Origin of the sequence: Pseudomonas sp. PGPPP4 (genome assembly GCF_002256045.1) — a bacterium.
In the GTDB taxonomy this organism is placed as follows: Bacteria; Pseudomonadota; Gammaproteobacteria; order Pseudomonadales; family Pseudomonadaceae; genus Chryseomonas; species Chryseomonas oryzihabitans.
Window position 1 is genome coordinate 27962 of sequence record NZ_NKID01000013.1, and the last position, 21615, is coordinate 49576.

Here is a 21615-nt window from a genome sequence, read left to right on the forward strand (position 1 = left end):
AGCTAGCCATGACTCAGCTGTTCGACCCGATCAAGATCGGCGCCCTGGAACTGCCCAACCGCGTCATCATGGCGCCCCTCACCCGCTGCCGCGCCGAACCGGGCCGGGTCCCGGGCGACCTGATGGTCGAGTACTACGTGCAACGCGCATCCGCCGGCCTGATCATCACCGAGGCCACTTCGGTGGACCCCATGGGCGTGGGCTATCCCGACACCCCCGGCATCTGGTCCGACGAGCAGGTGGCCGGCTGGCAGCGCGTCACCACCGCCGTGCACAAGGCCGGTGGCCGCATCGTGCTGCAACTCTGGCACGTGGGCCGCATCTCCGACCCCAGCTACCTCGACGGCGAACTGCCGGTGGCGCCGAGTGCCATCGCTGCCCAGGGCCACGTCAGCCTGCTGCGTCCCAAGCGTGACTATGTCACCCCGCGGGCGCTGGAAACCGCCGAGATCCCCGGCATCGTCGCCGCCTATCGCCATGGCGCCGAGAACGCCAAGCGCGCCGGCTTCGATGGCGTCGAGGTCCACGGGGCCAATGGCTATCTGCTCGACCAGTTCCTGCAGAGCGACACCAACCAGCGCACCGACAACTACGGCGGCTCCATCGAGAATCGCGCCCGGCTGCTGCTGGAAGTGACCGATGCCTGCATCGACGTCTGGGGCGCCGATCGCGTCGGCGTGCACCTGTCCACCCGTGGCGATATGCACACCATGGGCGACAACGATCCCACCGCCACCTTTGGCCATGTCGCCCGGGAGCTCGGCCAGCGCCAGGTCGCCTTCATCTGCATCCGCGAAGCGGCCGGCAGCGACAGCCTCGGCCCGGACCTCAAGGCGGCCTTTGGCGGCGTCTACATCGCCAACGAGAAATTCGACAAGGCCAAGGCCAATACCTGGCTGGACGAAGGCAAGGCCGATGCCGTGGCCTTTGGCGTGCCCTTCATCGCCAACCCGGACCTGCCGCAACGCCTGGAACAGGACGCCGCGCTGAACGAGCCGCACCCGGACACCTTCTACAGCAAGGGCCCGGTGGGCTACATCGACTATCCGCGGCTGTAATTTTCCCGCCGATGAAAAAGCCCGCCGATTGGCGGGCTTTTTTTGTGCCGATATCGCGGCCATGGCGGTCCGCCGATGCGGCCGCTCCTACAGGTGTTCGGTGCGCCTGTAGGAGCGGTCGCTACGGCGCACCGGCATGGCCGCGATTGGATTACACCATTTGTCTCAAACGCCCCCAGGCCAAAACGCCCGGATCGCCGCCACGCCCTGGGCGCCGGCCTGCCAGGCGCTGGTGAGGTCGTCCTCGCCCAGTCCGCCCAACAGATAGGCCGGCAGGTTGCAGTCGGTCAGCAGTTGCTGGGCCTTGACCCAGCCCAGGGTCGGAGCGCCGGGATGGCTCGCGGTGGGCATCACCGGCGACAGGGTGACGAAGTCCACCCCCATCTGCTGAGCCAGGGCCAGCTCCTCGGCGTCATGGCAGGAGGCCGCCAGCAGGCGTTGCGCCGGGAAGGGTCGGCCATTGGGCGCATAGCGGCGCAGCTGCTCGGCGGTCAGGTGCCAGCCAGCCGCGGGAAAATCCCCCAGCCATTCCAGCGGCCCCTTGAGCATCAACTGGGCGCGGCCGGTACAGAGGCCCTGGACGTCGCCGGCCAGGTCGCGGTACTGGGGATCGAAGTTGTCCGGCGTGCGCAGCTGGACCAGGCGGATGCCGCTGTCCAGCGCCCGGTGCAGGCCGTTGAGCAATTCCGCGGTGGTCAGCTCGCCGGGGGTGATGAGGTAGCGCTCGGGCAGCCGCGCCGCCTGGACGATGGGCCGGTTGGCCGCGGGGAAGTCGTAGTCGGCCAGTTCGCGAGGCGCGACCCAGGCCAAGGGCTGGCCTTCGGCGCCATGGGCGTCACCGGTGAAGGCGTCCACCTGCCAGACATCCAGCAGCACCGCCTGGTCGGGATAGTCGTGGCGCACCTGCAGCAGCGGCCGCGCCCCTGTGACCTGGATACCCAGTTCCTCGGCCAGTTCGCGGGCGAGGGCCACGGCCGGGGCCTCCCCGGCCTCGACCTTGCCTCCCGGGAATTCCCAGAGGCCGCCCTGGTGCTTGTGCGCCGGGCGCTGGGCGATGAGGATCCGGCCCTGGGGGTCGCGGATCACCGCGGCGACGACATGCAGACGAGTCATGCGCTCTGCTCCTCGGTTTCGGCCTCCGCCAGCCAGCGCTGGAAGGCCGGCCAGGCGTAGATGGTTTCGACATAGGCGGCCGCCTCGGCCGACAGTTCCACCCCGTAGCTGCGGAAGCGACTGGCTACCGGGGCATAGAAGGCATCGGCGATGGTCGGGGTGCCGAACAGATAGGGACCCTGCTGGCCATAGCGTTCGCGGCATTCGCGCCACAGGCGCTGGATGCGCTGGATGTCTTCCACCGCCTCGGCGGTGGTCGACTTCAACCGCTGGCGACGACGCAGATCCATGGGCAGTTCGCGGCGCAGGGCCAGGAAGCCGCTGTGCATCTCGGCGCACAGCGCCCGGGCATGGGCGCGGGCCAGGGTCTCGGCGGGCCACAGCCCGGCGTCGGGATAGGCCTCGGCGAGGTATTCGACGATGGCCAGGGAATCCCAGATGGTGCCCTCGGCCAGCTTGAGCACCGGCACCTTGCCGGTGGGCGACTGGGCCTTGAGCAAGGCGCGGCTGTTGGGCGCATAGAGCGGGATCGACACCTCTTCAAAGGCGGCGCCGCTGAGCTCCATGGCCAGCCAGGCCCGCAACGACCAGGAGGAGAAATTCTTGTTGCCGATCACGAGTTGCAGCTGGGACATGCGGGGATTCCTCGAAACGATGCGGCCCGCGAGGACCGCCGCAGGCGCCCGCCGGAGCGGACGCCAAGGCGTCGGGTAGCCGTCAGGTACGGTACTCGGCGTTGATCTTCACATAGTCGTGGGAGAGGTCGGTGGTCCAGATGGTCTCGCTGTGGCTGCCGCGACCCAGCTCGATGCGGATCTCGATCTCGGCCTGGGCCATGACCCGCGCGCCCTGCTCTTCCGTATAGGTGGCCGCGCGACCGCCCTGCTGGCAGATCTGCACGCCACCCAGGAAGACGTCGATCAGGCTGACGTCCAGCTGGGGCACGCCGGCCCGGCCGACGGCGGCGAGGATGCGTCCCCAGTTGGGATCGGAGGCGAACAGCGCGGTCTTGATCAGCGGCGAATGGGCCACGGCGTAGCCGACGTCCAGGCATTCCTGGGCATTGCCACCGCCATTGACCTGCACGGTGACGAACTTGGTGGCACCCTCGCCGTCACGCACGATGGCCTGGGCCAGTTCGGCGAACACCGCGAACACCGCCTCGCGCAGCTGCTCGAAGGCCGCGCCGTTGGGCTGGGTGATCTCCGCCATGGCCGCCTGACCGGTGGCCACCAGCATGCAGCAGTCGTTGGTGGAGGTGTCGCCGTCGATGGTGATGCGGTTGAAGGAGCGATTGGCGGCGTCGGCCAGCAGATCCTGCAAGAGACCGCGCGCGACCTTGGCGTCGGTGGCCACGTAGCCGAGCATGGTCGCCATGTTCGGCTTGATCATGCCGGCGCCCTTGCTGATGCCGGTCACGGTGACGGTGGTGCCGTCCACCTGGAACTGGCGGCTGGCGCCCTTGGGCAGGGTATCGGTGGTCATGATGCCGGTGGCGGCGGCGGCCCAGTTGTCCTCGGCCAGATCGGCCAGGGCGGCCGGCAGCGCGGCTTCGATCTTTTCCACCGGCAGCGGTTCGCCGATCACGCCGGTGGAGAACGGCAGTACCGCCTCTTCGCCGACGCTGGCCAGGGTCGCCAGGGTCTTGGTGGTGCGCTCGGCCGCGGCCAGGCCGGGCTGTCCGGTGCCGGCGTTGGCATTGCCGGTGTTGGTCAACAGGTAACGCACGGGGCCGGCGAAGCGCTGACGGGCAATGATCACCGGGGCCGCGCAGAAGGCGTTCAGGGTAAAGACCCCGGCCACGCTGGAGCCTTCGGCACAGCGCATCACCACCACATCCTTGCGCCCGGGGCGCTTGATGCCGGCAGAGGCGATACCGAGTTCGAAACCGGGAACCGGGTGCAGCGTGGAGAGCGGACCGAGACCGACAGCCATGGGAAAACTCCAGTGAAAGAAAAGGAAACGCCGCGAGCGGAAAACCGGTCGCGGCGTGGAAAGCAGCCTTCCAGCGCCCGCCTCGCCCAGCCGGGGCAAGGGGCGCAGACAGCCTAGCGAGTGGAGTTTACAACCTGTCGGCGGCTATGCCGACCGGTTGCCGTCGCCTCGACTGCCTGGGCAGGCCTTCAATCGAGCTTGCCGTGGCACTGCTTGTACTTCTTGCCGGAACCACAGGGGCACGGCTCGTTGCGACCGATCTTCTGGTCATTGCGCTGGGGCTGCAAGGGCACCACGGTGTCTTCGCCCTGCTCGTCCTCGAGCACCTCGGGATCGACCAGCGACGGCGCCTCGGCGTGCTGGAACTGCATGCGCTCGGCCATGGCCTCGGCCTCGCGGCGCATGCGCTCCTCTTCCTCGGCCGGATCCTCGCGACGCACCTGGACATGGGACAGGACGCGGATGGTGTCGCGCTTGATGCTGTCCAGCAGCTCCTGGAACAGGGTAAAGGACTCGCGCTTGTATTCCTGCTTGGGGTTCTTCTGGGCGTAGCCGCGCAGATGGATACCGTGCCGCAGGTGGTCCATGGTGGTGAGGTGGTCCTTCCAGAGGTCGTCGACCACCCGCAGCAGCATCTGCTTCTCGAAGTTGCGCAGGGCCTCGCGCCCGGCGAGGTCCTCCTTTTCCATGTAGGCGGCTTCGAGCTGCTCGAGGATCTTCACCCGCAGGGTGTCCTCGTACAGCTTGTCATCTTCGTCCAGCCACTGGCCAATAGGCAGCTGCAGGCCGAAGACGCTGTAGAGCTCGGCTTCCAGGCCGGGGATGTCCCACTGCTCGGGCAGCGATTGCGGCGGGATGTGCTCGTTGATCACCTGGGTCAGGGTTTCCTCGCGGAAGCCCTTGATGGTGTCGCCGACGTCTTCGTTGGCCAGCAGGGTGTCGCGCATGTGATAGATCACCTTGCGCTGCTCGTTGGCCACGTCATCGTATTCCAGCAGCTGCTTGCGGATGTCGAAGTTGCGGCCTTCGACCTTGCGCTGCGCCTTTTCGATGGCGTTGGTGACCATGCGGTGCTCGATGGCCTCGCCGCCCTGCATGCCCAGGGCCTTCATGAAGTTCTTGACCCGGTCGGAGGCGAAGATGCGCATCAGGCTGTCTTCCAGCGACAGGTAGAAGCGGCTGGAACCCGGGTCGCCCTGGCGCCCGGCACGGCCGCGCAGCTGGTTGTCGATGCGGCGGGATTCGTGACGCTCGGAGGCGATCACGTGCAGGCCGCCGGCGTCGATGACCTGCTTGTGGCGCGCCTGCCAGGCGGCCTTGATCGCGGCGATCTGCTCCTCGGAGGGATTCTCCAGGGCCGCGACTTCCACTTCCCAGTTGCCGCCGAGCAGGATGTCGGTACCGCGACCGGCCATGTTGGTGGCGATGGTCACGGCGCCCGGACGCCCGGCCTGGGCGATGATCTCGGCTTCGCGTTCGTGGTACTTGGCGTTGAGCACCTTGTGCTCGATGCCGGCCTGGGTCAGCAGCTGGTCGACGTACTCGGAGCTCTCGATGGAGGCGGTACCCACCAGCACCGGGCGGCCATCGGCCTGGCACTGCTTCACGTCCTCGATGATGGCCTGGTACTTCTCGGCCTGGGTCAGGTAGACCAGGTCGTTGAAGTCCTTACGGGCGATCTCGCGGTGGGTCGGGATGACCAGCACGTCGAGGTTGTAGATCTGGCGGAATTCGAAGGCCTCGGTGTCGGCGGTGCCGGTCATGCCACCGAGCTTGTTGTAGAGGCGGAAGTAGTTCTGGAAGGTGGTCGAGGCCAGGGTCTGGCTCTCGGGCTGGATCGGCAGTCCTTCCTTGGCCTCGATGGCCTGGTGCAGGCCTTCGGAGAGGCGGCGACCCGGCATGGTCCGGCCGGTGTGCTCGTCGATCAGCAGCACCTGGTCCTGCTGGACGATGTACTCGACGTTGCGATGGAACAGGGTGTGGGCGCGCAGACCGGCGAACACGTGGGTCAGCAGGCCCAGGTTGTGCGCGGAGTAGAGGCTCTCGCCCTCGGCCAGCAGCCCGGCCTCGGTGAGCATCTCCTCGATGTACTGGTGACCCAGCTCGGTGATCTCCACCTGGCGGGTCTTTTCATCGATGGTGTAGTGGCCGACCTGGGTCGGATTGCCTTCCTCTTCCTCGATGTGCTGCTGCAGACGCGGGATCAGCTGGTTGATCTTCTGATAGAGCTCGGAGCTGTCTTCGGCCTGGCCGGAGATGATCAGCGGGGTCCGGGCTTCGTCGATGAGGATGGAGTCCACCTCGTCGACCACCGCGAAGTTCAGCTCGCGCTGGTACTTCTCGGCCATGCTGAAGGCCATGTTGTCGCGCAGGTAGTCGAAGCCGAATTCGTTGTTGGTGCCGTAGGTGATGTCCGAGGCGTAGGCGGCGCGTTTCTCTTCCGGCGGCTGGAACGGCAGGATGATGCCGACCGACAGGCCGAGGAATTCGTACAGCGGCCGCATCCAGTTGGCGTCGCGGCGGGCCAGGTAGTCGTTCACTGTGACCACGTGGACGCCCTTGCCGGACAGCGCATTGAGGTAGACCGGCAGGGTACCCACCAGGGTCTTGCCCTCACCGGTGCGCATCTCGGCGATCTTGCCTTCGTGCAGCGCCGCGCCACCGATCAGCTGGACGTCGAAGTGGCGCATGCCCATGACGCGCTTGCCGGCCTCGCGGACCACGGCGAAGGCTTCCGGCATCAGGGCATCGAGGGACTCGCCCTTGGCCACGCGCTGCTTGAATTCCTCGGTCTTGGCGCGCAGTTGCTCGTCGCTCAAGGAGGCAATCTGGGATTCCAACGCATTGGTGGCCACCACGACCTTGCCTAGGCGTTTGACATCTCGTTCGTTCTTGCTTCCAAAGAATTTCTTCAACAAAGGCGCAAACATATCGACTGGAATTCTTCCGCTGGAATGAGGGGAGCGAAACGGGCGGCAAGGCCTCTGCAGAGCCTGGCCTAACGCCTAAGCACGGACTTTAGAGCCTGTTCATAATCTGCTGCGCGTCGGCCAAACTGCGTTGAAAAGACCTTCGGAATGCTCATTTACCTTTCGTAAACTCCGCTTCCTCAGGCCTTTTCGCCTTGTTTGGCTCTAGCTCGCGAGATTATGAACAGGCTCTTAGACCCGCGGTGTCCCGCGATGGTAATCGGGCATTCTACTCGGAAATGCCGATGAGGAAAGAACGACGGGCCCCCAGCCGCCAGGACGCCAGAGCGATCTGTTACCATCGGCGTCTTCTCTTCGCCCATCGCGAGTCCTGCGCATGGCCTTTCGCCCTCTCTCCGCCGTCGCTCCCGCTGCCCTGCTGCGCCAGGCCAAACCGCTCAAGTCGCTGTTTCGCGAAGCCGAGCGACTGGGGCGGCTGCAACAGTTGCTGGAAGAACAGCTGCAACCCGCTGCCCGCCCCCACTGCCGGGTGGCCAGCTGGCGCGAGGGCACCCTGCTGCTGGTGGTCAACGATGCCCACTGGGCGACGCGGCTGCGCTATCAGCAGCGCCGCCTGCTCAGACTGCTGCAGCAGGCGCCGGAATTCGCCGGCTTGATGCGCCTGCAATTCAAGATGCAGCCGAGTCCCGGCGTCGCCACCCGGGTCCGACCGGTGCGCCAGGTCAGCCAGGTGGGTGCCGACAGCCTGCGCGACGTGGCCGCCGGCATCCGCGACCCCAAGCTCAAGGCGGCCCTGGAACGGCTGGCCAGCCGCGCCGCGCCCAAGGCGCCTGCCGCGGACGGCGACGCCTAGGGCCAGCCCACCAACAGCCGCCCGGCGATGCCGGCCAGACCGCCCATGACGACCAGGGCGATGCGCCGCGCCCAGCGGCGCGCGCGCGTCTCCCGGTACGGCAACAGGTGATCGATCAGCAAGGCGCCCAGCAGGATCAGGCCACCGGTGGCCAGGGCTTGCCATAGCAGGAGCATGCAGAGCGTCCTCGGTAAGGGATATTTGGTCCGGTGGCGCTACGCCACCCCACTGGCGCCGACACCGCGCTCAGGCATGGCCGGACGCCCGGATCGCTGAAGCCCGTATCGAAGGCGCCCTGGGATTCTGCGCCCCGCGGCGCTATCCGTCCTGATTCTGTTGCTAACGATCCAGCCCGCCTCAGGCGCGCGCCACCGCCCGCTCGAAGGCGGCGCGGATGCGTTCTTCCGGCAGGTCCATGCCGATCAGCACCACGCGACTCTCGCGTTCCTCGTCGGCCAGCCAGTCACGCTCCCAGTCGGCGGCATAGATCTGCTGCACGCCCTGGAACAGCAGGCGGCGCTCCTCGCCGGCGATGTTGAGCAGCCCCTTGTAGCGCAGCAGGTCGCAGCCGAGGGTGTCGAGCAGCATCTCCATGACCTTGCCGATCTTGTCCTGATCGTAGGGGCGCGACTCGCGGATGGCGATGGACTGGATGCGCTCGGTGAGACTGACGGCTTCCGACACCGGGCGCAGCGGGCGAAACAGCGTGGGCGGCGCCAGGTCTTCGTCGTGCAGGTTGAAACCGCGGATGTCCAGCAATTCGGCCAGCTCGATGCGGCCGTGATCGACATGGCGGATGGGCGCACGGCGGTTGATGCGCTGCAGGCGATTCTCCAGCGCCTCGACGGCGGCCGGCTCGGCCAGGTCGAGCTTGGTCAGCAGCAGGCGATCGGCGAAACCGATCTGCGCCTGCAGCAGCGGATCGCTCAGTTGCTCGCTGGCGTGGACGGCGTCCACCAGGGTCAGCACCCCGTCGAGCAGATAGCGCTCGCGCAAGAGGTCGTCGGTAAAGAAGGTCTGGGCCACCGGACCGGGATCGGCGAGACCGGTGCATTCCACCACCAGGCGCTCGAAATCCAGCTCGCCACTGTCCAGCCGCTCCAGCAGCACGGTCAGGGCATAGGCCAGGTCCTTGCTGCCAGTGCAGCAAACGCAGCCGTTGGCGACCTTCATCAGTTGTACGGCGCCCGCGTCTTCCAGCAATTCGCCATCGACGTCGAGGGCGCTGAATTCGTTTTCGATCACGGCGATCTTGAGGCCGTGCTCGGCCTGCAGGATGTGCCTAAGCAGGGTGGTCTTGCCGGCGCCGAGAAAGCCGGTGAGGACGGTGACGGGGATGGGTTCGTGCATGACAACTCCAGACAGAAAGAGGCCGGGCGTGGAGCCCGGCCTGGAGGAGACCCTGGGTCAGCAGCAGCGGATGGCGCCGGACTTGCCACCCCCGTAACGCGCCTCCTGGCGCTCACGGAAGAAGGCTTCGTAGCTCATCACCGGCTGGTCCGGATGCTTGCCGCGCATGTGCTCGACGTAGGTGTCGTAGTCGGGCATGCCCACCAGCATCTTGGCGGCCTGCCCCAGGTACTTACCCATGCGACCCAGGTCATTGAACATAGGGATTCTCCTTTAAACGCCCGTGGCCGGCTGGAACGGGGTCTCGCGATCGCTGCGCTCGGGCTTGGCCAGGGCGGCGCGACCGACCTTGATGGAAAAGAACAGGATGCTCATCACCACCACCAGGAACAGCACCGAGAGGGTGGCGTTGGTGTAGGCGTTGAAGACGATGTGCTGCATCTGCTCCATGCTCTTGGCCGGGGCGATCACCTGGCCCTGGGCCATGGCGGTGCTGTACTTCTTGGCCAGGGCCAGGAAGCCGACCGCCGGATTGGAATCGAACAGCTTGATCAGGCTGGCGGTGGTGGTACAGATCAGCAGCCAGACGGCCGGCACCAGGGTGACCCAGACATAGCGCTGACGCTTCATCTTGATCAGCACCACCGAGCCCAGCATCAGGGCGATACCGGCAAGCATCTGGTTGGAGATGCCGAACAGCGGCCAGAGGGTGTTGATGCCGCCCAGCGGATCGACCACGCCCTGGTACAGCAGCCAGCCCCAGAGGGCGACGCAACCGGCGGTGCCGATGACGTTGGCGGTCCAGGAGTCGGTGCGCTTCAGCGCCGGTACGAAGCTGCCCAGCAGGTCCTGCAGCATGAAGCGTCCGGCGCGGGTGCCGGCGTCCACCGCGGTCAGGATGAACAGCGCCTCGAACAGGATGGCGAAGTGGTACCAGAAGGCCATGGTGTTCTCGCCCGGCAGCACATTGTGCATGATCTGGGCGATGCCCACCGCCAGGGTCGGCGCACCACCGGCACGGGCCAGGATGGTGTGCTCGCCGATCTCGGTGGCGGTGGCCTGCAGCATCTCGGGCGTCACCACGAAGCCCCAGGTGCTGATCTTGGCGGCCACCGACACCACGTCGGCGCCGACCACGGCGGCCGGGCTGTTCATGGCGAAGTAGACACCCGGCTCGATCACCGAGGCGGCGACCATGGCCATGATGGCGACAAAGGACTCCATCAGCATGGCGCCGTAGCCGATGTAGCGGGCATGGGTTTCCTTGGCGATCAGCTTGGGCGTGGTGCCCGAGCTGATCAGGGCATGGAAGCCGGACACCGCGCCACAGGCGATGGTGATGAACAGGAAGGGGAACAGGGTGCCCTTCCACACCGGACCGGTGCCGTCGACGAACTGGGTCAGGGCCGGCATCTTCAGCATCGGCATGGTCACCAGGATGCCGATGGCCAGGGCGATGATGGTGCCGATCTTGAGGAAGGTGGACAGGTAGTCACGCGGGGCCAGCACCAGCCAGACCGGCAGCACGGCGGCGACGAAGCCGTAGCCGATCAACATCCAGGTGATCTGCACGCCGGTGAAGGTGAAGGCCGGACCCCAGACCGGATCGGCGGCGACCAGGCCACCCACCCAGATGGAGGCCAGCAGCAGCACCACGCCGATCAGCGAGATCTCGCCGATGCGCCCGGGGCGGATGTATCTCATGTAGACGCCCATGAACATGGCGATCGGCAGGGTGGCGATCACCGTGAACATGCCCCAGGGACTCTCGGCCAGGGCCTTGACCACGATCAGCGCCAGCACCGCGAGGATGATGATCATGATCAGGAAGCAGCCGAACAGGGCGATGGTACCGGGGATGCGCCCCATTTCCTCGCGCACCATGTCGCCCAGGGAGCGGCCGTTGCGGCGAGTGGAGAGGAACAGGATCATGAAGTCCTGCACCGCGCCGGCGAAGACCACCCCGGCGATCAGCCAGAGGGTGCCGGGCAGATAGCCCATCTGGGCGGCGAGCACCGGGCCTACCAGCGGACCGGCGCCGGCGATGGCGGCGAAGTGGTGACCGAAGAGGATGTGCTTGTTGGTGGGGACGTAGTCCAGGCCGTCGTTGTTGAGCACGGCGGGCGTAGCTCTCTTGGCGTCCAGGCCCATCACCTTGGTGGCGATGAACAGGCTGTAGTAACGGTAGGCAACGAGGTAGATCGCCACGGCGGCGACCACGATCCAGAGGGCGTTGATCGCTTCGCCTCGACTCAGCGCCACGGTACCCAGCGCGAAGGCGCCCAGTACGGCAACGGCGAACCAGGCAAGATGGCTGGCCATTCGGGTCATGCTTGTTCTCCTGCCGCGCACCGGTGGCCGCGGCGATACTTGTTATTGTGAGAGCCCACAGCGGAGCCATATTACTATCGGCGGCTGGACGCGACAGCGAAATTCGCAGAACTACCCAAGGCCCGCTACGTAGTTCTACGTAGCCGCCCGCCCGGACAGGTGCCGATGCAGCTCAAATACAAGATGGTCGCCCTCGGACTCCTGCCGCTGCTGCTGGCGGTGGCCGCGGTCTGCCTGGTGGTCCTGGAACAGAGCCAGCGCCTGGGCGAGCAGCAGGCACGGCTGCTCGAACACAGCATCCTCGGCAGCAAGAAGACCGAGTTGCGCAACTATGTGGAGATGGGCGTCAGTGCCATCCAGCCGCTGTACGGCAGCGGTCGCGACGACGAGGAAACCAAGGCCAGGGTACTGGCGCTGCTGGCCAGCCTGAATTTCGGCAGCGACGGCTACTTCTTCGTCTACGACCAGCATGGCCGCAACCTCATGCATCCGCGCCAGCCCGAACTGGTCGGCCAGGATCTCTGGCAACTCGCCGACGGCAACGGCCTGCTGGTGATCCAGGCGCTGCTGCGCAGTGCCAGCCAGGGCGACGGCTTCCAGCGCTATGGCTGGCAGAAGCCCTCCAGCGGCCAGATGGCGGAAAAGCTCGCCTACGTGACCCAGCTGCAGCGCTGGGGCTGGGTACTGGGCACCGGCCTCTATCTGGACGATGTGGACGCCGCCCTCGCCCAGGTGCGCCACGACGTGGCCGCCGGCATCCGCACCACCCTGCTGGCCAGCGCGGGGGTGGCCCTGGTGGCAGTGCTGCTGGTGTTCGCCGGCGGCCTGACGCTCAACGTCAGCGAGCACCGCCTGGCCGATCGCAAGCTCAAGCAGCTGACCCAGAGACTCATCACCTCCCAGGAAGAGGAAAGATCGCGACTGTCCCGCGAGTTGCACGACGGCATCAGCCAGTTGCTGGTGTCCATCAAGTTCCAGTTCGAACTGGCCAGCCGCGAACTCGGCGCGGGCAAGTCCAGCGCCGGCGAGACCCTGCGTGAGGGCACCCAGCGCCTGGCCGCCGCCATCGGCGAGATCCGCCGCATCTCCCACGACCTGCACCCTTCGCTGCTGGATACCCTCGGCCTGCCCGCGGCGCTCGGCCAGCTGGTGGAGGAATTCCGCCAGCGCAGCGGCCTGGACGTGGACTATCGGCAGACCCTGGACGACAGCACCGCCGGCGGCGACATGGACGTCGCCCTGTTCCGCATCGTTCAGGAAGCCCTGACCAACATCGAGCGCCACGCGGCGGCGCGCAAGGTCGTCATCGACCTGCAGCGGCGCGGGCGCTGGATCTGCCTGACCGTGCACGACGACGGACGCGGCTTCGATACCGGCCAGGTGGAGCGCCTCAGCGGTGGCATCGGCCTGCGCAACATCCGCGAGCGGGTGGAGCTGTTCGGCGGTCGCTGCGCCATCCAGTCCGGACCCGGCGGCACGACCCTGGACGTGGTTCTGCTACGCTCGGACCTCCCGGCCGACGAGGAAAGCCCGACATGACGCCCATCCGTATCCTCCTGGTCGACGACCATGCCCTGGTCCGCGCCGGGGTGCGGGCGCTGCTGGGCACCATCGAGCGCTTCGTCGTGGTCGGCGAGGCCGGCAGTGGCGCGGAAGCCCTCGACCTGCTGGCGCGGCTCGATCCGGACATCCTGCTGGTGGACATCGGCCTCAAGGACATCAACGGCCTGGAGCTGACCGCCCTGATCGCCGAACGCGCCCCGCGCGCCCGGGTGCTGATCCTGAGCATGTACGACAATCGCGAATACGTAAGCACCTCACTGCGGGTCGGCGCGGCCGGCTATGTGCTCAAGGACGCGCCGTCCGAGGAGATCATCGCCGCGGTGGAAGCCCTGGCGGTCGGCGGACGCTTCTACAGCAGCGCCATCGCCGCCCGCCTGGTCGAGGGGGGTGCCAGTGACGGCGACCTCACCCCCCGGGAGCGCCAGGTGCTGCTGCTGATGGCTCAGGGCCTCAACAACAAGACCATGGCCCAGCAGCTGGGACTCAGCGTGCGCACGGTGGAGACCCACCGCCTGAGCATCCGCCGCAAGCTGGACATCCAGAAGCCGGCCGATCTGGTCCGCCATGCGCGCGCGTACGGCTGGCGCCCGGAAGGCACGTCCAACGTCTGACGAATTGGGCCGCTGCTCGCCCCCTGGCGACCAATGAGCCCTCTCGTCCTGGCCCCACTGGCCGCCGCCGGCTACCCTTCCAGGCGCAGTCGATACGGGACGGCCACGGTCGTCTACAGTGATCAGGAAACCTCAGGAAGCCTTTCCATGAACGACACCAACGAGCGTCGCCGCTTTACCCGCTTCACCTTCGATGCCCCTGCGCAGTTGCACCAGGGTGAGCGCCAGTGGGCAGCGCCCGTGGACGACATCTCCCTCAAGGGCGTGCTGCTGGCGCGGCCTGCCGAGTGGTCGGCCCAGCCGAGCGCGGCCTATCAGCTGCGCATCCTGCTGAACGATGAGGCCCAGGTGAGCATGGACGTGGAGCTGGTGCGGGAAACCCCCGAGCAGCTGGCCTTCGCCTGTCGCCAGATCGATCTGGATTCCATCAGCCACCTGCGCCGCCTGGTGGAACTGAACCTGGGTGACGAAACCCTGCTGGAACGCGAACTAGCGGCGCTGGGTACGCCCTGAGCGAGGTGTTTGCGAGTTGGGTTGAGCGTAGCGAAGCCCAGGGGTGCGCGAGTTCGGCCCGGGTTGTTGGGCTTCGACGATGGAGCCGTCTCAACCCAACCTACGGCATTGGTAGCCCTGTAGGTTGGGTTGAGCGCAGCTAAGCCCAACGTTGCGAGATTCAGCCCTGGCTGTTGGGCTTCGACGGTGGAGCCGTCTCAACCCAACCTACGGCACCGGTAGCCTTGTAGGTTGGGTTGAGCGCAGCGAAGCCCAACGTCGCGAGGTGCAGACCTGGCTGTTGGGCTTCGACGATAACGCCGTCTCAACCCAACCTAGGGCAACGGTAGCCTTGTAGGTTGGGTTAAGCGCAGCGAAGCCCAACGTCGCGAGGTGCAGACCTAGCTGTTGGGCTTCGACGGTGGAGCCGTCTCAACCCAACCTACGGCACCGGTAGCCCTGTAGGTTGGGTTGAGCGCAGCGAAGCCCAACGGGGCCTAGAATTCCAGATGCAGACCTACCACCAACCGCGCATCGTGGGTGTCTTCGCCCTCTTCCCGCGCCATGGCGGCGGTGTTGCCGTGGGTGGCGTTCCAGGACACCCCGACATAGGGCGCAACCTCCGGGGTCACCTGGTATCTCAGGCGCAGCCCGGCTTCGCTTTCGGCGAAACCGGCGCCCTGGCCGCGGGACTCGTCGTTGCGGCCGTAGAAATTGAGTTCGGTATGGGGCTGGAGGATCAGCCGCTGAGTCAGGGCCCAGTCGTATTCGGCTTCCAGGCGTAGGGCGGTCTGGCTGTTTTCGCCGAAGAAGGCGGTGATCTCGATGTCGAGATCCTCGGGATCGTGTTCCTGGATGCCCAGGGCGGCCCAGGTCTGCGGCGAGCCGGGTTTGAAATCCTGGCGGATGCCGGCCACGCTGCCCCAGCCCTTGGCCAGGACGTGCCCCCAGAGCGCCTGCACCTCGGCCTGCTCGGTGTGGCCGTTGCTGCGCTCGCCCTGGCTGCGGAAATCCAGGCGATTGGCGCCGCCGCCCAGAGCCCAGCCTTCCAGATCCCAGTTGAAGACGCTGCCTTCGTCGGCGTGCTGCCACTCCAGCTGATCCACCTCCAGGCTGGCCGGGGCGGAGCTGCTGGGATCGGCGGCCTGAACCAGGGCACTGGTGGCAAGGCCGGCAAGGAACAGGGAAAGCGGGAGCAGACGAGGCATGGCGGGTATCCAGGGTCATGGAAGCGCCCGATAGACCACCCTGGCCCGCCGAGAGTTTTAAAAAATATTACAAAAGCCGCCCAGGGCTATTCGAACAGGGCATCCAGCGCCTGCTCCAGACGCGTCACCGCGACCACCTGCAAGCCGGGTGGCGGGTCCTTTGGAGCATTGCCCTTGGGCACGATGGCCCGCTTGAAGCCGTGCTTGGCCGCCTCCTTGAGCCGTTCCTGACCACTGGGCACCGGGCGGATCTCGCCGGACAGGCCGATCTCGCCGAACACCAGCAGGTCGTGCGGCAGGGCGCGGTCCCTCAGGCTGGAGATCACCGCCGACATCAGCGCCAGGTCCACCGCGGTCTCCAGCACCTTGACCCCGCCGACCACGTTGATGAAGACGTCCTGATCGTAGGTGGGAATGCTGCCATGGCGGTGCAGCACCGCCAGCAGCATGGCCAGGCGATTCTGGTCCAGGCCCACGGTGACCCGCCGCGGATTGGCCAGGTGACTGGTGTCCACCAGTGCCTGCACCTCCACCAGCATGGGCCGCGAGCCTTCCCAGGTCGCCATCACCACGCTGCCGGCCACCGCCTCCTGGGCGCGATTGAGAAAGATCGCCGAGGGGTTGGAGACCTCCTTGAGGCCCTTGTCGGTCATGCCGAACACGCCCAGTTCGTTGACCGCGCCGAAGCGGTTCTTCACCGCTCGCAGCATGCGCAGGCGGCCGTCGGACTCGCCCTCGAAATAGAGCACGGTGTCGACCATGTGCTCCAGCACCCGCGGTCCGGCCAGGGCGCCTTCCTTGGTGACGTGGCCGACCAGGAAGATGGCGGTGCCGGTCTGCTTGGCGAATCTCACCAGCAAGGCCGCGCTCTCGCGTACCTGGGCCACGCCGCCGGGCGCGGACTGCAGCTGCTCGGTGAAGATGGTCTGAATGGAGTCGATCACCATGACCCGCGGCTTTTCCTGGCGGGCGGTGGCGACGATGGACTCGATGCAGGTCTCGGTCATGACCTTGAGCTTGTCTTCCGGCAGGCCCAGGCGGCGGGCGCGCATGGCCACCTGCTGCTGGGATTCCTCACCGGTGACATAGAGCGCCGGCATGCGCGCGGCCAGGTGGCAGAGGGTCTGCAGCAGGATGGTGGACTTGCCGATGCCGGGATCGCCGCCGATCAGCACCACGGAGCCGTCCACCAGACCACCACCCAGGACCCGGTCGAGCTCGGTGGAGTCGGTGGTGAAACGTGGCGTTTCCTCGACGCTGACCTCGGCCAAGGTCTTGATGGTCGCCTGCTGTCCGGCCCAGCCGGCACGACCGGAGGGCACGGCTGAGGTCTCGACGACGGTTTCCACCAGGGTGTTCCAGGCGCCGCACTCGCCGCACTGGCCCGCCCACTTGGGAAAGGTGGCGCCGCATTCGGTGCAGCCGTAGAGACGCTTGGCCTTGGCCATGGCGGAATTCTCCAGTCGAGAAGGGAAGACGCCCAGCATATCACGACTGGATGCATAGACAGTGAAAGGCGCACTCCGCGAGGGAGCGCGCCTTTTCTCGAACTGCGGGCCTGGGGCTTAGTTGCCCTCGCCACCCGGCTGACGCAGCATGGTCAGAGCCTGGTTGGCCTGAGCGATGCACTTCTTCTCATCACCGGCTTTTTGGGCATCCATGGCGTTCTTGCGGAATTCGGCGATCTGCTTGGCCTGGGAACTGCCCGGGCCGATCATATTGGTCTTCATCTTGCTGGCATCGTCCAGCTTCTGCAGCTGGACCGCGCACAGATCCTTGGCGAATACGGGGGCGGCGGCAAACATCATCAGGGCGATCAGGGCGGTACGCTTCATAGGGACATCCTCATTGAGAGGGCCAGGTAGGCCGGATAAACCTCGCTCACCCCGCGAAAGTAGCCTGGGGTAACCCATTGACCGCCGGGCACCGCTGGTCGTTCATCGCTCTGTCATCAGGCTCTGCCGAAGAGTTTCGCCGATCAGGCGCTAGTGCTTGAGCGTCGAGACCATTTCCGCCTCGCCACGCAACCAGACAGGCAACGCCTGTTGCCAGCGCTGCTGTTCGAGCAGGTGCAGGTCGGCCAGCAACCGGCTGTATTCGGCAAATTCGAACTGCACGCGACGGCGCTGGGCTTCCACGGCCGCCTCGGTGATCCACAGGTGCCACTGCTGGTACATCGCCACTTCGTCGGTCATCGGCTCCTCTCCTGGGAGGCCATGATGGCAACGCCAGCGGCTCTTGCCAATCGCACCAAGTAGGGCTCGACGCTGCCGGTCGAGCCCGGTACGGCTAGGACGGGTATTTCAGCTGCTGAGCGATCTTGTCCTTGAGCAGGACACGCTCGCGGCGCAGGCGACCCAGTTCTTCGTCGCCACTGGATTCTTCCACTTCTTCCAGATCGAGGATCTGTTGGTCGAGCTTGGCGTAGTCTTCCAGCAGCTTGGCGAAGGCCGCATCGGTCTGGGGACGGCTGTCCAGCTGCTCGGCGTACTCGGGAAAGTCTTTGTGCAGGTCGTGTTTGGCAACCATCAGGGGCTCCTTGGGGACGAGAAGTGGAATGCGCGAGGGTTGCAGCCCTCGGCGTACAAGGGTGGACCCGGCCTCTTCGACAAAGTGCGACAGCCGCGACCAGTTGCCGATCGCGCGCCGATTTGCCGCCTCCGGGGAACCTGGAGACCCTTAGCAAGGTTCCAAATCCGAGCGAAGCGGGCACAATCGTCTATCGTCTCTTCGAAACCATCCAAAGGAGTGCAGCATGAGCATCATTGCCGAGTTCAAGAAATTCGCCATGAGAGGCAACGTGGTCGACCTGGCGGTCGGCATCATCCTGGGCGCGGCTTTCGGCAAGATCGTGTCGTCCTTCGTGGCCGACATCATCACGCCGCCGCTGGGTCTGTTGCTGGGGGGCGTGGATTTCTCGCAACTGGCGATCACCCTGCGGGCCGCCGTGGGTGACCAGCCGGCCGTGGTCATGTCCTACGGCAAATTCCTGCAGACCATCTTCGACTTCGTGATCATCGCCTTCGCCATCTTCATGGCGATCAAGGTGCTCAACCGCCTGCGCCTGCACCAGGATGCCGCCCCGGCCGGTCCGACCAAGGACCAGGTACTGCTGACCGAGATCCGCGACCTGCTGAAGGAACAGAACAGCCAGGCGACCGCGGCCCCTGTGGTGAAGCAGGAACCGCCGGTCAACCCGCTGTAAGCCTTTCAAAGGCGGCTGCGCGTCGGCCCCAACCTGCGTTGAAAATGGCCTGGGTCGCCAGCCCGGTCGGAATGCTCATTTACCATTCGTAAACACGAGCGCGAGACCGGTCCGCTTCCTCAGCCATTTTCGCGGGGCCGCCTAGGCCTTGTTTGACTCTAGCTCGCAGCCTTTGAACAGGCTTACAGAACGCCCGCCTCGCTAGGAGGCGGGTCGCTCCAGGCGGATCCAGCCGATCCGCCGATCCTTGACCGATTCCACGGTCAGCTGCCAGCCCTGGTATTCCAGGCGATCACCGGCCACCGGCAGGCGTCCCAGCAGGTCCACCACCAGGCCGCCGAGGGTCTGGTAGTCCTCGTTTTCGGCGATCTGGAAACCGGTGCGCTGGGCCAGGGGATGCAGGTTCAGGCCGCCGCTGGCGCGATAGCCGTTCTCCACCTTTTCCAGTTCCGGCAGGCTCTCCTCGCTGGCATCCGGCAATTCGCCGGCGATGGCCTCGAGGATGTCGGTCAGGGTCAACAGGCCTTCGAAACCACCGAATTCATTGACCACGAAGGCCACGTGGGTCGAGGCGGCGCGCAGCTGTTCCAGAGCGCCCAGTACCGTGGCCTGGGCCGGCAGGTGGATGGGGGTGCGCACCCGGGCACGCAGATCCGGCGACTGGCCTTGCAGGATGTCGGCGAACAGCTCCTTCTTGTGCACATAGCCCAGGGGTTCGTCGATGTTGCCGTTGACCACCAGCGGCAGGCGCGAGTGGGCCGAGGCCAGCAATTGCTCGCGCAGCCGTTCCGGGGCGGCGTCGGCATCGAGGATGTCGACGTCGGCGCGGGCGGTCATCACCGTGCGCACCGGGCGCTCGCCCAGTTGCAGCACGCCGCTGATCATCAGGCGCTCGCGGCGATCGAAGACCGGGCCTTCGCCCTTCTCGCCTTCCATCAGCTCGGCGATGTCCTCGTCCACCTCGTCTTCGCGCAGGCGACCGCCCAGCAGCCGCAGCACGGCCTGGGAGGTCCGCTCGCGCATGCCGAGCCGCTCGTGCAACTGGCGCTTGCGCTTCCAGCGCACCACCTGGTTGGCCAGCTCGATGAGGATCGAGAAGCCGATGGCGGCATAGAGGTAGCCCTTGGGAATGTGGAAGCCCAGGCCTTCGGCGGTCAGGCTCAGACCGATCATCATCAGGAAGCCCAGGCACAGCATGATCACCGTGGGGTGGGCGTTGACGAAGGCGGTCAACGGCTTGCTCGCCACCAGCATCAGACCGATGGAGATGATCACGGCGATCATCATCACGCTCAGGTGCTCGACCATGCCCACGGCGGTGATGACGGCGTCCAGCGAGAACACGGCGTCAAGCACCACGATCTGCGCGACCACCGGCCAGAAGGCCGCGTAGGCGCGATTGCCACCGGTCTTGTGGGTGTGGCCCTCGATGCGTTCGTGCAACTCGGTGGTGGCCTTGAACAGCAGGAAGATACCGCCGAACAGCATGATGAGGTCACGGCCGGAGAAGGCCTTGCCGAAGACCTCGAACAGCGGCTCGGTGAGGGTCACCATCCAGGAGATGCTGGCCAAGAGGCCCAGACGCATGATCAGCGCCAGCGACAGGCCGATCACCCGTGCCTTGTCACGCTGCGCGGGCGGCAGCTTGTCGGCGAGGATGGCGATGAACACCAGGTTGTCGATGCCCAGGACGATTTCCAGGACGATCAGGGTGAGGAGTCCCAACCAGGCGGTGGGATCGGCGATCCATTCCATTAGCGGGATGCCTCCGCGATAGAGGGCCGAACGGCCGCGGAGGAAGAAAGACGGTAGGGGGTGTCAGCCGCACCTGGCCTGGGGGCCGGGGGCGGCTCGGATCTGTCACTGCTCATCGGGACTCGGAAAGTAGCCTTGGAAATTCCGATCCTAGAGCAAGGTGGGGCCAAAGCTAAAGGCCCAACCTTTTCCAATTGTGAAGAAAACGTAAAGACGCCGGTGGTGGCCCCTGTTACCAGTAGTTTTCCACCGCCACCTGCCCGGGTCGGCGACTCAGGGCCAGCTGTAGATCGCGGGTCTTGAGCAGCTGGCGGGTGTCGTCGACCATCTCCGGATTGCCGCAGATGAGGATGCGCGAGTGCTCGGGCGAGAGTTCGACGCCGGCGGCACGTTCCAGCTCGCCGTTCTCGATCAGGGTGGTGATGCGGCCACGCAGGGCGCCGGGGTGATCCTCGCGGGTAACCACGGGAACATAGACCAGGCGGTCGGTGAGACCTTCGAGGTGCTCCACCTCGCCGTAACCGCGGATGACCTCCTGATAGGCCAGATCGCGGGCTTCGCGCACGCTGTAGACCAGCACGATGCGCTCGAAGCGCTCCCAGGTATCGGGCTCCTGCAGCATCGACAGGAAGGGCGCGAGGCCGGTGCCGGTGGCCAGCAGCCAGAGATCGCGACCGCCGCCGAAGCGCTCCAGGGTGAGATAGCCATAGGGCTGCTTTTCCACCAGCAGTTCGTCGCCCTCGCGTAGGCGGCTCAGTTCGCTGGTGAAGGCGCCACCCGGCACCACGATGGAAAAGAATTCGAGGAAGTCGTCGTGGGGCGCCGAGACCATGGAGTAGGCCCGCCAGACGATGTCGCCATCGGCCTTGCGCACGCCCAGCCGGGCGAACTGGCCGGCGCGAAAGCGATAGCGCGGATCGCGGGTGGTCCTCAGGCTGAAGAGGTTGTCGCTCCAGGGCCAGACGGCGGTGATCGTCTCGCGGGTGAACTTGTCTTCGGTGGCGGTCATACTGGCCTCTTTTTCCCGATTGCTTAGAGCCTGTTTACGATCTCGCGAGCTAGAGCCAAACAAGGCCTAGGCGGCCCCGCGAAAATGGCTGAGGAAGCGGACCGGTCTCGCGCTCGCGTTTACGAGTGGTAAATGAGCATTCCGACCGGGCTGGCGACCCAGGCTATTTTCAACGCCGTTTGGCCGACGCGCAGCAGATCGT

The 21615-nt window shown here is 66.0% G+C and carries 21 protein-coding genes; 6 read left to right on the plus strand and 15 right to left on the minus strand.

Annotated elements, in window-relative coordinates; all coding sequences use genetic code 11:
• The first annotated feature begins 8 nt into the window (after positions 1–8).
• The gene (locus CFE50_RS19755; RefSeq protein ID WP_286736957.1) at positions 9–1058 is read left to right on the plus strand and encodes an alkene reductase; all 1050 of its coding nucleotides are present in this window, start codon (positions 9–11) and stop codon (positions 1056–1058) included.
• Positions 1059–1223: 165 nt separating this feature from the next.
• Here CFE50_RS19755 and CFE50_RS19760 read toward each other — a convergent pair whose 3' ends face one another.
• The 4 genes from CFE50_RS19760 to secA all read right to left on the minus strand — a co-directional run bounded on the left by CFE50_RS19760 (position 1224) and on the right by secA (position 7036).
• Positions 1224–2171, minus strand: a complete 948-nt coding sequence (locus CFE50_RS19760) for a Nudix family hydrolase (protein ID WP_286736959.1) — start codon at positions 2169–2171, stop codon at positions 1224–1226.
• Complete coding sequence (locus tag CFE50_RS19765) at positions 2168–2806, minus strand: glutathione S-transferase family protein (protein WP_027598473.1); 639 nt, start codon at positions 2804–2806, stop codon at positions 2168–2170. Before CFE50_RS19765 ends, CFE50_RS19760 begins: the two co-directional genes overlap by 4 nt.
• An 82-nt stretch (positions 2807–2888) precedes the next feature.
• Positions 2889–4106 (minus strand): bifunctional glutamate N-acetyltransferase/amino-acid acetyltransferase ArgJ, encoded by a 1218-nt coding sequence (gene argJ, locus CFE50_RS19770; protein WP_027598472.1) that lies wholly within the window; start codon positions 4104–4106, stop codon positions 2889–2891.
• 188 nt (positions 4107–4294) lie between these two features.
• A complete protein-coding gene (gene secA, locus CFE50_RS19775) occupies positions 4295–7036 on the minus strand; it encodes a preprotein translocase subunit SecA (RefSeq protein WP_286736964.1) in 2742 nt (913 codons plus the stop codon).
• Positions 7037–7412: 376 nt separating this feature from the next.
• Here secA and CFE50_RS19780 point away from each other — a divergent pair, with 376 nt between their 5' ends.
• The gene (locus CFE50_RS19780) at positions 7413–7889 is read left to right on the plus strand and encodes a DciA family protein (RefSeq protein WP_027602978.1); all 477 of its coding nucleotides are present in this window, start codon (positions 7413–7415) and stop codon (positions 7887–7889) included.
• Here CFE50_RS19780 and CFE50_RS19785 read toward each other — a convergent pair.
• The 4 genes from CFE50_RS19785 to CFE50_RS19800 all read right to left on the minus strand — a co-directional run bounded on the left by CFE50_RS19785 (position 7886) and on the right by CFE50_RS19800 (position 11570).
• The gene (locus CFE50_RS19785) at positions 7886–8065 is read right to left on the minus strand and encodes a hypothetical protein (RefSeq protein WP_241807575.1); all 180 of its coding nucleotides are present in this window, start codon (positions 8063–8065) and stop codon (positions 7886–7888) included. The two genes, CFE50_RS19780 and CFE50_RS19785, sit on opposite strands and share 4 nt — an antisense overlap.
• 181 nt (positions 8066–8246) lie before the next feature.
• Positions 8247–9239, minus strand: coding sequence for a GTPase (yjiA, locus tag CFE50_RS19790; protein ID WP_007162681.1), 993 nt, complete (start codon positions 9237–9239; stop codon positions 8247–8249).
• A 57-nt stretch (positions 9240–9296) separates the two neighbouring features.
• Positions 9297–9500: a YbdD/YjiX family protein gene (locus CFE50_RS19795; RefSeq protein ID WP_007162682.1), complete on the minus strand. Its 204-nt coding sequence runs from the start codon at positions 9498–9500 to the stop codon at positions 9297–9299.
• A 12-nt stretch (positions 9501–9512) separates the two neighbouring features.
• Positions 9513–11570, minus strand: coding sequence for a carbon starvation CstA family protein (locus CFE50_RS19800; RefSeq protein ID WP_039976389.1), 2058 nt, complete (start codon positions 11568–11570; stop codon positions 9513–9515).
• Between the two features lie 165 nt (positions 11571–11735).
• Here CFE50_RS19800 and CFE50_RS19805 point away from each other — a divergent pair, with 165 nt between their 5' ends.
• The 3 genes from CFE50_RS19805 to CFE50_RS19815 all read left to right on the plus strand — a co-directional run bounded on the left by CFE50_RS19805 (position 11736) and on the right by CFE50_RS19815 (position 14257).
• On the plus strand, positions 11736–13109 hold the full coding sequence (locus CFE50_RS19805) for a cache domain-containing protein (protein WP_286736971.1): 1374 nt from the start codon (positions 11736–11738) through the stop codon (positions 13107–13109).
• On the plus strand, positions 13106–13744 hold the full coding sequence (locus CFE50_RS19810; protein ID WP_286736973.1) for a response regulator: 639 nt from the start codon (positions 13106–13108) through the stop codon (positions 13742–13744). The genes CFE50_RS19805 and CFE50_RS19810 overlap by 4 nt, the downstream gene beginning before the upstream one ends.
• 147 nt (positions 13745–13891) lie before the next feature.
• Positions 13892–14257 (plus strand): PilZ domain-containing protein, encoded by a 366-nt coding sequence (locus tag CFE50_RS19815; protein ID WP_058792897.1) that lies wholly within the window; start codon positions 13892–13894, stop codon positions 14255–14257.
• Between the two features lie 476 nt (positions 14258–14733).
• Here the strand turns inward: CFE50_RS19815 and CFE50_RS19820 are convergent, their stop codons facing one another.
• The 5 genes from CFE50_RS19820 to CFE50_RS19840 all read right to left on the minus strand — a co-directional run bounded on the left by CFE50_RS19820 (position 14734) and on the right by CFE50_RS19840 (position 17973).
• Positions 14734–15444 (minus strand): copper resistance protein B, encoded by a 711-nt coding sequence (locus tag CFE50_RS19820; protein ID WP_286736977.1) that lies wholly within the window; start codon positions 15442–15444, stop codon positions 14734–14736.
• A gap of 86 nt (positions 15445–15530) precedes the next feature.
• Positions 15531–16892 (minus strand): DNA repair protein RadA, encoded by a 1362-nt coding sequence (radA, locus tag CFE50_RS19825; protein WP_286736979.1) that lies wholly within the window; start codon positions 16890–16892, stop codon positions 15531–15533.
• Between the two features lie 117 nt (positions 16893–17009).
• Complete coding sequence (locus tag CFE50_RS19830) at positions 17010–17279, minus strand: PA2433 domain-containing protein (RefSeq protein ID WP_058792899.1); 270 nt, start codon at positions 17277–17279, stop codon at positions 17010–17012.
• A gap of 150 nt (positions 17280–17429) precedes the next feature.
• Entirely contained in the window at positions 17430–17639 is a 210-nt protein-coding gene (locus tag CFE50_RS19835; RefSeq protein WP_241807582.1) for a hypothetical protein, read from the minus strand.
• Positions 17640–17733: 94 nt separating this feature from the next.
• Positions 17734–17973: an HP1242/YdcH family protein gene (locus tag CFE50_RS19840; RefSeq protein WP_007162691.1), complete on the minus strand. Its 240-nt coding sequence runs from the start codon at positions 17971–17973 to the stop codon at positions 17734–17736.
• A 226-nt stretch (positions 17974–18199) separates the two neighbouring features.
• Here CFE50_RS19840 and mscL point away from each other — a divergent pair, with 226 nt between their 5' ends.
• Complete coding sequence (gene mscL, locus CFE50_RS19845; protein WP_241807583.1) at positions 18200–18649, plus strand: large-conductance mechanosensitive channel protein MscL; 450 nt, start codon at positions 18200–18202, stop codon at positions 18647–18649.
• A 201-nt stretch (positions 18650–18850) separates the two neighbouring features.
• Here the strand turns inward: mscL and CFE50_RS19850 are convergent, their stop codons facing one another.
• Together CFE50_RS19850 and CFE50_RS19855 are read right to left on the minus strand one after the other, a co-directional pair.
• The gene (locus CFE50_RS19850; RefSeq protein ID WP_027598462.1) at positions 18851–20404 is read right to left on the minus strand and encodes a TerC family protein; all 1554 of its coding nucleotides are present in this window, start codon (positions 20402–20404) and stop codon (positions 18851–18853) included.
• Positions 20405–20636: 232 nt separating this feature from the next.
• Positions 20637–21413 carry a ferredoxin--NADP reductase gene (locus tag CFE50_RS19855; RefSeq protein WP_027598461.1) on the minus strand — a complete coding sequence of 259 codons (777 nt, stop codon included), beginning with the start codon at positions 21411–21413 and terminating at the stop codon, positions 20637–20639.
• Between the last annotated feature and the right edge of the window lie 202 nt (positions 21414–21615).